This window comes from Cupriavidus sp. UGS-1, from assembly GCF_021213615.1.
Lineage (GTDB): Bacteria > Pseudomonadota > Gammaproteobacteria > Burkholderiales > Burkholderiaceae > Cupriavidus.
Genome location: NZ_JAJQJF010000025.1, coordinates 36057 through 50014 on the forward strand (window position 1 = coordinate 36057; position 13958 = coordinate 50014).

Sequence of the window (13958 nt, forward strand, 5' to 3'; positions counted from 1 at the left end):
TGCGAAGCAGCCCGGCCTTTTCTACAATATTCGCTGGTGGGGCGTGAGTGACTCGAACACTCGACCTACGGATTAAGAGTCCGCTGCTCTACCAACTGAGCTAACGCCCCAACGAAGTCCGAGATTCTAGCATCATTTGAAAAGTTGTCAAATGCTGGCACGGAAACTCGCTTCGTTCCCCGTGACGAAATTTGCGCGCGCCGACGGAACTCGGCATGGCGGCGGCAGTCTCGCAGATGACCGATTGCCGCAAAGGACTTTTCTGCGACGTCGGCGGGACCCATGTTAGGATGCCCACTCACTTGCAATGGAGGGCTGTACCGATGGAGATCAAATTCCAGGAGCAAGATCGTTATGACATCAATAACGAAGGCTTGCTGTTTCACGCCATTGTCGACGGCCAGAAGGTGACCTGCGTGGTCACGCGCGAGGCATTGTGGGAAGGCTTCAGCGCCGATCAGGTGCTGTCGCTCGAAGAAGCATTCCGCGCCGGTCGCGATACCATCGAACGCGCCGCAGTCGTGTTGATCGAACAGGGCGTGCCGCAGCCCATCGTGGTCAAGCGCGCGCACGTGGCGCCCGTCTGAGCAGGGGCGCCCGCACCGGGCCGCTACGGTCCGGGCAACAGGGCGCGCTGCGGCTGGACCCAGTCTGGCGCCGGTTTCATGCCGGCGTTTTTCATTTCCGCTTCACCGCTTCCACGGCTTCCATCGCATCCACCGCTTCCACCGCGCCACCCGCGGGATCATGCGGACATTCCTCGAACACCCGCACCGTACACGTCGCGCAAATGCTCGGGTCCAGCGTCGGCACGATGTTGTGCAGGGCGTGCCGCTTGGTGGCAAAGATATGGTCCTCGCCGAGCTTGGCGATAAAGCCGGTCTGCGCCCAGGTCTGCAGCACCTGCGAGCGCGGGCGATGGAAATAGAGATCGCCGCCCAGCGCGCGGCGCTCGGCCAATTCCGCCTCCCACATTTCCGCGCCGGCCAGGTCGATGAAGTTCATGCTCTTGGTCATCGCCAGCAGCCGGGTCTGCGTCGGCATCTGCGCGCGCGCCTCGTGCAGCCGGTCGGTCACGTACTGCACCGCGCCGAAGAAGATCGCGCCTTCCATCCGGATCAGTTTCAGCTGCGGGCATTCGGGCTGGGGGCGGCGCAGTTCGTCCAGCGGCGTGAAGCGGCGGTCGGGATCGTCGGCGTCGGGCACCAGCGTGCGCACGGCGGGCCGCGAGGTGCGGTACAGATAGGCGACCAGCGACAGCACGGTGCCGAGCAGCACCGCCATTTCCAGCCGGATTACCAGCGTGGCGGCGAAGGTGCCGAGCGCGATCGCGAACTCGGTGCGCGAGAGCCGCGCGATGCGGCGCAGGCGGGCGAAATCGAACAGGCCCCAGGCCACCAGTAGCAGCATCGCGGCGATCGCCGCCAGCGGAATCTGCGCCAGCAGCGGCGCGCTGACCGCGACCAGCGCGACCAGCAGCAGGGCGGAGAACACGCTGGCCAGCGGCGTCTGCGCCCCGGCCTCGAAATTCGGCATCGAGCGGTTCAACGAGCCGCAGGAGATATACGCCGAGAAGAAGCCGCCGGCGATATTGGACAGCCCCTGGCCGATGAATTCGCGATTGGCGTCGATGTGCTGGCCCGAGCGCAGCGCGACGGCCTTGGCGATCGAGATCGATTGGCCGAGCGCGACGATGGTCAGCGCCGACGCGATGCCGAGCAGATCGGACAGCCGGTCCCACGGAATATCCGGAATGCGGAAGGGCGGCACCGCGGCGGGAATCGGACCGACCACGTCGACATGGTGGGCGCCGCCCCAGCCGCTGCGATTCAGCAGCCAGGCGCACAGGAAGCCGGCCAGCAGCCCCAGCAGCATGAACGGCAGCCGGCGGGAGACACGCTTGACCGCCAGCGTGACGGCCAGCGTCACCGCGCCGACCGCCGCCGCGCTCCAGTTGATCGTGGCGGCCTGCTCGAACAGGTGACGCACGACGCCGAACGCGCTGGTACCGGTCGGCACCTGCAGTCCGAACAGATCCTTCAGCGCGTATAGCGCGATCAACGACGCCGCGCCGCAGGTAAAACCGAGCAGCACCGACGGCGAGATGAAATTGGCGAGCGAACCGAGCCGCAGCGTGCCGACCGCGAACTGCAGCACGCCAACCAGGATCGTGACGACCAGCGCCAGATTGATGTACTCGGGGCTGCCGGCGAAGGCGATCGGGCTCAGCATCGCGAACAGCGCCAGCGAATTGGCGTTGGTGGGGCCCGACATCACGTGCCAGCTCGAGCCGAACAGCGCGGCAACGATGCAGGGCACCACCGCCGCGTAGATGCCGTATTGCGGCGGCAGTCCGGCCAGCGTGGCGAAGGCCACGCCCTGCGGCAGCACCAGCACCGCGCCGAGCAGGCCTGCCAGCATGTCGGCGCGCAGCGTCGCTGCGCTGACGCGATGGCGCCAGGCCGGCAGCAGCCGTTGCCAGCCGCGGGCGGGGCGGTTCGCCGCCGGCGCGGTCACCGGGTGGTCGCGGGAACGATGTCCCGCGGCAGGTCATGGGCGCCGGCGCCGATCGTCAGGCAGGCGGGAGCAAAGGCGAAGGAAGGGAACGGTTGCACGGCTTGCATGGCGGGCGGGAGGGGCTGCGCACGGGCTCGTGGGCCGGTGCGTCGCTGGTGTCTCTGCCCCGCATGATAAGCGATGCCGCCGCCATTCGAAAAACTTCGCCCGGGGCGGGCGATGTGCCGGAAGCGCTGAAGCTCAGCCCAGCCGCATCGTCGCGACGACCGGCGTATGGTCCGACGGCTGTTCCCATTTGCGCGGCGTGCGGTCGATCGTGCAGTCGGTGCAGCGCTCGCGCAGCGCCGGCGACAGCAGGATATGGTCGATGCGCAGGCCGGCATTGCGGCGGAATGCCAGCATCCGGTAGTCCCACCACGAGAAGCTCTTTTCCGGCTGCTCGAACAGCCGGAAGGCATCGGCGAAGCCCAGTTCGAGCAGCGTCTGGAAGGCGGCGCGCTCCGGCGGCGAGACCAGGTTCTGGCCTTCCCACTTGGCCGGGTCGTGCACGTCGCGATCCTCGGGCGCGATATTGAAGTCGCCCAGCAGCGCGAGCTTCGGATAGCGCTGCAGTTCCTCGCGCAGCCACGCGGTCAGCGCCTCGAGCCAGCGCAGCTTGTAGGCGAACTTGTCGCTGTCGGGCGCCTGCCCGTTGGGGAAGTACGCGCAGACCAGGCGCACGTCGCCATAGGTGCCGGCGACCACGCGCTGCTGCTCGTCCTCGAAGCCCGGGATATTGCGCACCACGTCGGCGGCGGGCGGCATCGTCGTGTTGCGCGCCAGGATCGCCACGCCGTTATAGGTCTTCTGGCCGACGAAGATGCTGTGGAATCCGGCACTCTCCAGTTCCGCCAGCGGGTACTTGTCCTCGGGCAGCTTCAGTTCCTGCAGGCACAGCGCGTCGATCGGCGTATCGGCTTTCTCCTGCGCGATCAGCCAGTCGAGCACCTGCGGCAGCCGGATCTTCAGCGAGTTGACATTCCACGAGGCGATCCGCAGCGTGGACGGTGCGGTGGCGGGCAGCGGCGGCGGCAGCGTGCTGCCGGGCGCGGGCGCCGCCGCGGCGCCGTCGATGCCGGCCAGCAGGTCGTCGGGCGCGCCGCTCATGCCGCCATCCCGCCGTGGCGCAGCAGCGCATCGATCTGCGGCGGCCGGCCGCGGAACGCCGTGAACGACTCCATCGCCGGACGGCTGCCGCCGACCGACAGGATCTCGCGGTGATAGCGCGCGCCGGTCTCGCTGTCGAGCACGCTGCCGGTCAGCTGCGCGGCTTCCTCGAAGGCGGCGTAGACATCGGCGGACAGCACCTCGGCCCACTTGTAGCTGTAGTACCCCGCCGCATAGCCGCCGGCGAAGATATGGCTGAAAGTATTGGGCCAGCGCGACAGCGGGTACTGCGGCACCACGTGGATGCGGTCGTTGATCTCGCGCGACAGCTCGAGTACCGACTTGTCGCCGTCCGGATCGAAGTCCGTGTGCAGATGCATGTCGAACGCCGAGAACACGATCTGGCGCAGCGTCATCATGCCGTTCTGGAAATTCTTTGCCGCCAGCATGCGCTCGAACAGCGCGCGCGGCAGCGGCTCGCCGGTATCGACGTGGCGCGTCATGTCGGCCAGCACCTCGTATTCCCAGCAGAAGTTCTCCATGAACTGCGAGGGCAGCTCGACCGCATCCCATTCGACGCCGTTGATGCCGGACACGCCCAGCTCGCCGACCTGGGTCAGCATATGGTGCAGGCCGTGGCCGAACTCATGGAACAGCGTGATGACCTCGTCGTGCGTGAACAGCGCCGGCTTGTCGCCGACCGGCGCCGAGAAATTGCAGGTCAGGTAGGCGACCGGCGTCTGCACGGTGCCGTCGCCGCGCTCGCGGCGGCCGCGCGCGTCGTCCATCCAGGCGCCGCCGCGCTTGCCTTCGCGCGCGTACAGGTCCAGGTAGAACTGCGCGAGCAGTGCACCGTCCGGGCTGGTCACCCGATAGAAACGCACGTCCTTGTGCCAGGTCTGCGCCTCGTCTGGCGCGATGCGCACCGAGAACAGCTTCTGCACGACGCCGAACAGGCCTTCCAGCACCTTGGGCTCGGGGAAGTATTGCTTGACCTCGTGCTCCGAGAACGCATAGCGCTGCTGGCGCAGCTTCTCGGAGGCATAGGCGACGTCCCACGGCGCGAGCTCGGCCAGGCCCAGCTCCCTGGCGGCGAACTCGCGCAGCTCGGCCCAGTCGCGCTCGGCATAGGGCCGCGCCTTGGCGGCCAGTTCGTCGAGGAAGCGCAGCACCTCCGCCGGCGAATCGGCCATCTTGGGCACCAGCGACACCTCGCCGTACGAGCCGTAGCCCAGCATGCGGGCCTCTTCGCGGCGCAGCGTCAGCTGCTCGCGCATATTGGCGGTATTGTCCCAGTCGGCCTGTCCGGTGCCGTACTGCGGGCTCAGCTCGGAGGCGCGCGTGACGTTGGCCTCGTACAGCGTCTGGCGCAGCGCGCGGTCGTCGGCGTACTGCAGCACCGGGAAATACGACGGGAAATGCAGCGTGAACTTCCAGCCTTCCTTGCCGTCCTTGGCCGCCGCCTCGCGAGCAGCCTCGAGCGTGTCGGGCGGCAGGCCGGCCAGGCGCGCCGGATCCTCGATCACCAGCGAGTAGGCGTTGGTCGCGTCCAGCACGTGGTCGGAGAAGGCCTTGCCCAACTGGGCCTGCTGCTCCTGGATCTCGGCGAAACGCGGCTTCTGGTCCTCCGGCAGCTCGGCGCCGCCGAGGCGGAAGCCGCGCAGCTCGTTGTCGAGCAGCTGCCTGCGAGCCGGGCTCAGCGTCGCGTACTCGGGACTGGCGGCCAGCGCCTTGTACTTTTCGTAGAGCGCCAGATTCTGGCCCAGCGACGACCAGAACTCGGTCATGCGAGGCAGGTTCTCGGCGTGGGCCTGGCGCAGCGCCGGCGTGTCGGCGACCGAGCTCAGGTGGCCCACCACGCCCCAGGCCCGGCCCAGCGGCTCGGTGGCCTGCTCGAGCGTGTCGACGGTCTCGGCCCAGCTGGCGGGCCGGGCCGGGTCCTCGACCAGCGCGACGGCGCGTTGCGCCGCATCCAGCAGCACGTCCAGCGCCGGGCCGATATGCTCGGGGCGGATCTCGGCGAAGCGGGGCAGGTCGCTGAAATCCAGCAACGGGTTGGCGGCGTTGTTGTCGGCTTGATCCATGGCTTTCTCGTTGGCGTGGCGTTGACGTTCGCGTTGACGTTCGGATATTCCGCAACTTGGGGCATATCCGCGATTTTCCAGCGGTTTCCCGACGGCTTGCCGGCAGCGTCCCGGCGCGGTCTGCGCTGAGTGTACCGGCGCTCGCCTCAGCCTGCCGCGCGCTCGGCCGCCTCCAGCGTATTGACCAGCAGCATCGTGATCGTCATCGGGCCGACGCCGCCCGGCACCGGCGTGATATAGCCGGCCACTTCACGCACGCCGGCGAAGTCCACGTCGCCGCACAGCTTGCCGGCGTCGTCACGGTTCATGCCGACATCGATGACCACCGCGCCGGGTTTGACCATGTCGGCCGTGATGATGTTGCGGCGACCGACCGCGGCGACGATCACGTCCGCCTCGCGGGTGTGCGCCGCAAGATCGCGGGTCTTGCTGTTGCAGATCGTTACCGTGGCGCCGGCCTGCAGCAGCAGCATCGCCATCGGCTTGCCAACGATGTTGGAGGCGCCGACGACGACCGCGCGTGCGCCGCGCAGCGGGTACTGGATCGACTCGAGCATCTTCATGCAGCCATAGGGCGTGCAGGGGCGGAACAGCGGCGCCCCGGTCATCAACGCGCCGGCGTTGGCGACGTGGAAGCCGTCGACATCCTTCTCCGGGGCGATCGCCTCCAGCACCTTGTGGCTGTCGATGTGCTTGGGCAGCGGCAGCTGCACCAGGATGCCGTGGATCTTCGGATCGCGATTCAGTTCGTCGATGCGGGCCAGCAGGTCGGTCTCGGACAGATCGGCCGGATAGCGGTCCAGCGACGAGAAGAAGCCGTTGTCCTCGCACGCCTTGACCTTGTTGCGGACATAGACCTGGCTGGCCGGGTCCTCGCCGACCAGGACCACGGCCAGCCCCGGCTGGTGACCGCGTTCGGTCAGGCGGGCGGCGCGCTGGGCGGCTTCGGAACGGATTTGCTTGGCAAGGGCGTTGCCGTCGATCAATTGGGCAGACATGGGCGGGGACGCAGAGCGGCTGGGAGGTGGAAATCAGGAGCGACGCCATCGGCTGGCGCATCGGGACGGGCCGGCCGGGTCGCAGGGGTGACATTATAAGGTGTCGCGCTGCGGCGGCATCCTCGCACGGCGCCACGGGGCGGTGCAAAACGAACTGGCCAGCGCCGGCGAGATGCCGGCCGCTGGCCAGTGGGGTGTCCGGGAAGAGGGGAACGCGGAAGGCGGCAGGCGAGAGCCGATCTGCCGCCGCGGATCAGCTGTTGCGCGACAGCGCCAGCCGCAGCAGGTCGGCCACGGTATTGACGTTCAGCTTTTCCATGATGTTGGCGCGATGCGCCTCGACGGTCTTGATCGAGATGCCGAGGTCGTCGGCGATCTGCTTGTTCAGCCGTCCGGCGACGATGCGCTCGAGCACCTGCTGTTCGCGCGTGGTCAGCTTGCCCAGCAGGTCCTGCGCGGCGCGCTGCTCGCGCGCGGCCGAGTGGTCGGCCCGGGCCTTCTGCAGCATCCGCTCGACCAGCGCGCGCAGCTCGGATTCGTCGAACGGTTTCTCGATGAAGTCGATCGCGCCTTTCTTCATCGTCGATACCGCCATCGGCACGTCGCCGTGGCCGGTGATGAAGACGATCGGCAGATGGATGTTCTCCGCGATCATGCGCTCCTGCAGTTCCGGGCCGCTCATGCCCGGCATCCGCACGTCCAGGATCAGGCAGGAGACCTGGTTGGCATCGTAGGCGGCCAGGAATTGCTCGGCGCTGGCGAAACTGCGAACCTGGTAGCCATTGCCCTCCAGCAGCCAGGTCAGCGAGTCGCGCATCGCTTCATCGTCGTCGACGATGAAGACGGTCTCGCCGCGGTGGGGAGTGGGGTTTGGCGCTACGGTCATGAAGTCTCCTGATGCTGCGTCTGTGCGATTCGGCTAGTGTAACTCCGGCCGCCTGCGCCGCACACCCGCCACGGCGGGGGCAGCGGGGCGGTTGCCTGGCGATCGGCCCTCAACGATCGGCCTTCACTGATCGGCAACCTCCGGCTCCAGCGGCAGCATGATTTTAAACGTACAGCCGATGCCGTCCGCATTGTTTTCGACCCACAGCCGGCCCTGGTGCGACTCGATGATCGAGCGGCAGATATTCAGGCCCATGCCCATGCCGTCGGACTTGGTGCTGAAGAACGGCTCGAACAGCCGCTCCTTGGTGGCCTCGTCCACGCCCGGGCCCTGGTCGATCACGTCGATGCAGACGGTCTGGCCGAGCTCGCCCTGGTCGATGCGGGCGTGCAGCCGCACCACGCCGGCCGCGCGCATCGCCGGCAGGCCCGACATCGCCTCGACCGCGTTCTTCAGCAGATTGACCAGCACCTGCTCGATCAGCACCGGGTCGACATAGAGCGTGACCGGCGGGGGCGGCAGCCGGGTCAGGATCGTCACGCGGCGGCGCGTCGCCTCGATATCGGCCAGGCCCACCGCGTCGGCGACGATATCGTGCAGCGCGGTCTCGCGCCGCTGCGGCTGGCTGCGTTTGACGAAGCCCCGGATGCGGCTGATGATCGTGCCGGCGCGCACGGCCTGGGCCGAGGTCTTCTCCAGGATCGGCATCAGGTCCTCGGGCGTGCTGCGGCCCGAGCGCAGCCGCGCCACCGCGCCCATGCAGTAGTTGTTGATGGCGGCCAGCGGCTGGTTCAGCTCGTGCGCCAGCGACGAGGCCATCTCGCCCATCGTGGTCAGGCGGCTGGTGAACTGCAGCCGTTCCTCGTGCTGGCGCGCCATTTCCTCGGCCGCCTTGCGCACCGTGATGTCGGTGGCGATCTGCATCTGCGCCAGGTGGCCGTCGACCCACTGGATATAGCGGCGCCGCACCTCGAACCACTTCTGCATGTCCGGCACGAAGATCTCGCGCGCGTCCGATGCATAAGGCATCAGCTCCGAGGCGGGCAGCCCGGCATAGGCGTCGACGAAATCGGTGTGGTCGCTGGTGACCTGTTCCTGTTCGACCTCGCCGCCGGCCAGCTTCAGATGGCCCTCGGGCTCCCAGCCGAACAGCTGCCGGTAATAGCGGTTGGCGAACAGCAGTTCCGGCTTGTCGGTGGCGAGCACCGACACCGCCGCGTCGAGACTCTCCAGCACGGTGGTGAAGCGGTCGTGCGCGGCGGCCAGCTCCTCGCGCGCGCGCTTCGGCTCGGTGATATCCGTCATCGAGCTCATCCAGCCGGTATGGCGGCCGCGGCTGTCGATCAGCGGCGACACGTACATGCGGGCGAAGAAGCTGGTGCCGTCGCGGCGCATCACGCGCATCTCGTAGCCGCCGGTCGGCGACTTGCCCTGCAGCGTCAGATCGATCTGGCGCTGCATCTCCTGCTGGTCGTTGGGCGGCCAGTAGGGGAAGGGCGGCACGCGGCCGACCAGGTCGTGCTCCTGCCAGCCGGTCATGCGGCAGAAGGCCGGGTTCACATAGGTGATGCGTCCGTTCAGGTCCAGCGCGCGCAGGCCGATCAGCATCGAGTTTTCCATCGCGCGGCGGAACGAGGTCTCGGCCAGCAGCGCGCGCTGCGCCTCGGAGCGGCGGCTGGTATGCCGCCACATGCTCCACAGGCTCCACAGCAGGAAGCACGACAGCCCGACCACCAGCCACAGCAGCATGTTGTTGGGCAGGTTCGATGCGGGCGGATAGGCATCGGCGCGCAGCGACAGCGAGTGGCCCGGCGGGTCGAGCAGCACCTCGTAGGACAGCGCGGTGGCGGGCACCGGACGCAGCGAGGTGCTGGCGCGCAGCTGGTTGTTCTTGTCGATCAGCGAGAAGCGGTAGCGCTCGGTCAGCTCCGGCGGCAGCAGATGGGTCAGGATGCCGTTGATCGAATAGAGCGCGCCCAGCGTGCCGAGGAACTCGTTGTCGCGCACGATCGGCACCTGCATCAGCATGAAGCTGTCGCCGCGTTCGTTGACCAGCGGGCGCGAATAGACCACGCGCTGGGTCTCGCGCGCGGTATCGAAGGTGTCGAGCACCTCCGGTTCGAGCGGCTGCTCGGGCGTCTCGCGCAGCCGCGCCGCGAACTCCGACGTGGACGGCAGCGACCAGCGGGCGCGGCGCGTCGCGTCCAGCCAGTTGATGAAGACGATTTCCGGGTTCTCGCGCAGCACCTCCTGCGCGGCGGTGCGATAGGCGCGCTGGTCCAGCTGCGCGGCAGCGATGTCGCGCGCCAGCGAGGCGAGCTGATCCTGGTTGCTCAGCAGCGACAGCCGTACGCGCTGTTGCGCCCACGCGGCGTCGCGATACAGCGCGTCGCGCTGCTGCTGGCGCTCGGTCTCGTGCAACGACCACAGGATCACGCCCATCGCGCCCGAGAACAGCACGATCGCGACCAGCGGGATGAACATGAACCAGCTGGTCGCGACCAGGTTGCGCCAGCGCAGCCACCACAGGCCGCGCGGCGGACCGGTGAAGGGACGGCCGTCGGCGGCCTCGTCGGCGGAGCCGAGCCCCTCGAGCGCGTCCAGTGGCGTCAGCGCGCTCAACTGGTCGATCGCGCCGTGGCCGCCACCACTGATTCCGGCACCGCCGGCATCGCGGGAGGCATCGGCGGCGGGGGGAATCATCGGCAGGCGGAGGGCCGGCAGCAGCCGGGCGGCGAAGCGGTGGATGGACAGCATGATGGGATTGACGACTGACCGGGCAGTGTAGCTCGAATGTTGCAGTGCGTCGCTTGGGGAAAGCGCCTATGCGGCACGCGCCGCCGGCCGTTTGCCCGCAGGCCGCATCGTGGCGCGGCTGGCGGTCTCGTGGTGCGTTGCCGCAATATTTCGCATCATGAGAAACGATACCGTAATTTGAAAATTTCCCTTGTGCTGGGAAATCGCCTTCCATAGAATCGGTGCCGACCGAACGATGCGGGAGGAAGGCGGTCGGACCTTGTCCGAGTGCCGGCGACACAGGCCAGCTCATCCGCCCATCCGCGCCTCGCTCCGCACCCCCGTCAGACAGCGCCAGGCCAGCCACCCACGAAAGCGGCCGTTGCTGGCGCACGCATTCCACAGGAGACGATCCATGTCAGCCGTACCAGAGCAGATCCTCGGCGCAGCCGGCGCCAATGACGCCGACCCGCAGGAAACCCAAGAATGGCTCGAGGCCCTGCAGGGCGTGATCGGCGCGGAAGGTAGCGAGCGCGCGGCCTTCCTGATCGACAAGCAGATCGAATATGCGCGCGTGAACGGCGTCACCCAGCCGTTCCACGCCGAGACCCCGTACATCAACACGATTCCGGTCGAGCAACAGGCACGCATTCCTGGCGATCAGGACATCGAGCACCGCATCCGTTCGTACTCGCGCTGGAACGCGATGGCGATGGTGCTGCGGGCCAACAAGCACACCAACGTCGGCGGCCACATTTCGTCCTACGCGTCGGCGGCCACGCTGTACGACGTCGGCTACAACCACTTCTGGCATGCCCCGTCGGACAAGCACGGCGGCGACCTGGTCTTCGTGCAGGGCCACTCGGCGCCGGGCGTCTATTCGCGCGCCTTCCTGCTGGGCCGGCTGACCACCGAGCAGCTCGACAACTTCCGCCAGGAAGTCGATGGCAAGGGCATCTCGTCGTACCCGCACCCGTGGCTGATGCCGGACTTCTGGCAGTTCCCCACGGTGTCGATGGGCCTGGGCCCGATCATGGCGATCTACCAGGCCCGCTTCATGAAGTACCTGCAGAGCCGCGGCCTGGTCAACACGGAAGGCCGCAAGGTCTGGGCCTTCCTGGGCGACGGCGAGACCGACGAGCCGGAATCGCTGGGCGCGATCGGCATGGCCGGCCGCGAGCAGCTGGACAACCTGGTCTTCGTCATCAACTGCAACCTGCAGCGCCTGGACGGTCCGGTGCGCGGCAACGGCAAGATCATCCAGGAACTGGAGTCGGAATTCCGCGGCGCCGGCTGGAACGTGATCAAGGTGGTCTGGGGCAGCCGCTGGGATTCGCTGCTGGCGCGCGACACCAAGGGCCTGCTGATGAAGCGCATGATGGAATGCGTCGACGGCGAGTACCAGACCTTCAAGGCCAAGGACGGCGCCTATGTGCGCGAGCATTTCTTCAATACGCCCGAGCTCAAGGCGATGGTGGCCGACTGGTCCGATGACGACATCTGGCGCCTGAACCGCGGCGGCCACGATCCGCACAAGATCTACGCCGCCTACAAGGCCGCCACCGAGCACAAGGGCCAGCCGACGCTGATCCTGGCCAAGACCATCAAGGGCTACGGCATGGGCGATGCCGGCCAGGCGATGAACATCACCCACCAGCAGAAGAAGATGCCGGTCGAGGCGATCCGCCGCTTCCGCGACCAGTTCAATCTGCCGGTGCCGGACGACAAGCTGGAAGAGGTCCCGTACCTGACCTTCGAGGAAGGCTCGAAGGAACTCGAATACATGCGCGCCCGCCGCATGGAGCTCGGCGGCTATCTGCCGACGCGCCGCCAGAAGGCCGATCCGCTGCCGGTGCCCGACCTGTCGGCGTTCTCGGCGCTGCTCAAGGCCACCGGCGAGGGCCGCGAGGTCTCGACCACGATGGCCTTCGTGCGGATCCTGAACACGCTGCTCAAGGACAAGCAGATCGGCAAGCATGTGGTGCCCATCGTCCCGGACGAGTCGCGCACCTTCGGCATGGAAGGCCTGTTCCGCCAGATCGGCATCTGGAACCAGCAGGGCCAGAAGTACGTGCCGGAAGACCATGACCAGCTGATGTTCTACAAGGAATCGCAGACTGGCCAGGTGCTGCAGGAAGGCATCAACGAAGCCGGCGCGATGTGCGACTGGATCGCGGCCGCCACGTCGTACTCGACGCACGGCGTGCAGATGATCCCGTTCTACATCTACTACTCGATGTTCGGCATCCAGCGGATCGGCGATCTGTGCTGGGCCGCCGCCGACATGCGTTCGCGCGGCTTCCTGCTGGGCGGCACCTCGGGCCGTACCACGCTGAACGGTGAAGGCCTGCAGCACGAAGACGGCCACTCGCACGTGTTCCATGCGGTGATCCCGAACTGCATCTCGTACGACCCGACCTTCCAGTACGAGCTGGCGGTGATCATGCAGGACGGCCTGCGCCGCATGTACGCGGAGCAGGAGGACGTCTACTACTACCTGACGGTGATGAACGAGAACTACGAGCATCCGGAAATGCCGGCTGGCGTAGAGAAGGACATCGTCAAGGGCATGTACGCGTTCCGCAAGGGCGCCGAGAACAGCAACGCGCCGCGCGTGCAGCTGCTGGGCTCCGGCACGATCTTCCGCGAGGTGATCGCCGCCGCCGAGCTGCTGAAGAAGGACTGGGGCGTCGAGTCGGATCTGTGGAGCTGCCCGAGCTTCACCGAGCTGGCGCGCGAAGGCCAGGCCGCCGAGCGCTGGAACCTGCTGCATCCGACCGAGACGCCGCGCGAATCGCACGTGACCCAGTGCCTGAAGTCGGTGCGCGGTCCGGTGATCGCGTCGACCGACTACGTGCGCGCGTTCGCCGAGCAGATCCGCCCGTTCGTGCCGCGCCGCTACGTGGTGCTGGGCACCGACGGCTTCGGCCGCTCGGATACCCGCGAGAAGCTGCGCCACTTCTTCGAAGTGGACCGCCACTGGGTCACGCTGGCCGCCCTGAAGGCGCTCGCCGACGAGGGTGCCATCCCGCGCGACAAGGTCGCCGAGGCCATCAAGAAGTACAACCTCGACCCGAACAAGCCGAACCCGATGACGGTCTGATCCGGCTGTCACTCCCGCGAACCCCCGGGCATGGCCATGCCGTGCCCGGGTCGCCCGGGCCTTGCCTGGGCGTTGCCCAGTAAATGGCCGGGGCGCCGCGGCGTGACAAGGCACGTGCGTCAAAGTAATCTCGACGCTTCGTTGTCACGCGCGCCGTCCTGTCCAGGAGACACTGAATGAGTCAAGCGATTGAAATCAAGGTGCCGGATATCGGCGACTACGACGCCGTTCCCGTCATCGAAGTCCACGTGAAGCCGGGCGACACGATCAACGCCGAGGATGCGCTGGTCACGCTGGAATCGGACAAGGCGACGATGGACGTGCCTTCGCCGCAGGGCGGCACGGTCAAGGAAGTCAAGGTCAAGGTCGGCGACAACGTCGCCGAAGGCTCGGTGCTGGTGATGCTCGAACCCGCGGGCGCCGCCGCTCCCGCACCGGCTCCGGCGGCTGCCGCCCCGGCCGCTGCGCCCGCCGCGGCTCCGGCACCA

9 protein-coding genes and 1 tRNA gene are annotated in these 13958 nt (G+C 67.4%); 3 read left to right on the top strand and 7 right to left on the bottom strand.

Annotated features, from left to right (window positions below):
- Positions 1-34: 34 nt before the first annotated feature.
- Positions 35-110, bottom strand: a tRNA-Lys gene (locus LRR16_RS22990).
- Positions 111-323: 213 nt separating this feature from the next.
- Here LRR16_RS22990 and LRR16_RS22995 point away from each other — a divergent pair.
- Positions 324-587, top strand: coding sequence for a DUF1488 domain-containing protein (locus LRR16_RS22995; RefSeq protein WP_006579010.1), 264 nt, complete (start codon positions 324-326; stop codon positions 585-587).
- 91 nt (positions 588-678) lie between these two features.
- On the opposite strand, the gene LRR16_RS23000 is transcribed toward LRR16_RS22995, so the two are convergent.
- The 6 genes from LRR16_RS23000 to LRR16_RS23025 all read right to left on the bottom strand — a co-directional run bounded on the left by LRR16_RS23000 (position 679) and on the right by LRR16_RS23025 (position 10388).
- Positions 679-2421, bottom strand: a complete 1743-nt coding sequence (locus LRR16_RS23000; RefSeq protein WP_232207204.1) for a SulP family inorganic anion transporter — start codon at positions 2419-2421, stop codon at positions 679-681.
- 336 nt (positions 2422-2757) lie between these two features.
- Entirely contained in the window at positions 2758-3555 is a 798-nt protein-coding gene (xth, locus tag LRR16_RS23005; RefSeq protein WP_232207205.1) for an exodeoxyribonuclease III, read from the bottom strand.
- A gap of 104 nt (positions 3556-3659) precedes the next feature.
- The gene (locus LRR16_RS23010) at positions 3660-5747 is read right to left on the bottom strand and encodes a M3 family metallopeptidase (protein WP_232207202.1); all 2088 of its coding nucleotides are present in this window, start codon (positions 5745-5747) and stop codon (positions 3660-3662) included.
- Positions 5748-5893: 146 nt separating this feature from the next.
- Positions 5894-6745, bottom strand: a complete 852-nt coding sequence (folD, locus tag LRR16_RS23015; protein WP_006578227.1) for a bifunctional methylenetetrahydrofolate dehydrogenase/methenyltetrahydrofolate cyclohydrolase FolD — start codon at positions 6743-6745, stop codon at positions 5894-5896.
- Between the two features lie 253 nt (positions 6746-6998).
- Positions 6999-7631 carry a response regulator transcription factor gene (locus LRR16_RS23020; protein WP_006578226.1) on the bottom strand — a complete coding sequence of 211 codons (633 nt, stop codon included), beginning with the start codon at positions 7629-7631 and terminating at the stop codon, positions 6999-7001.
- A 123-nt stretch (positions 7632-7754) separates the two neighbouring features.
- Positions 7755-10388, bottom strand: a complete 2634-nt coding sequence (locus LRR16_RS23025) for a PAS domain S-box protein (protein WP_232207203.1) — start codon at positions 10386-10388, stop codon at positions 7755-7757.
- A 394-nt stretch (positions 10389-10782) separates the two neighbouring features.
- Between LRR16_RS23025 and aceE the strand changes: the two genes are divergently transcribed.
- Both aceE and LRR16_RS23035 read left to right on the top strand, forming a co-directional pair.
- Entirely contained in the window at positions 10783-13470 is a 2688-nt protein-coding gene (gene aceE / locus LRR16_RS23030; protein WP_006578225.1) for a pyruvate dehydrogenase (acetyl-transferring), homodimeric type, read from the top strand.
- Positions 13471-13646: 176 nt separating this feature from the next.
- Positions 13647-13958, top strand: a 312-nt coding sequence (locus LRR16_RS23035) for a biotin/lipoyl-containing protein (protein WP_304524550.1), incomplete at its 3' end; no start/stop codon positions are given.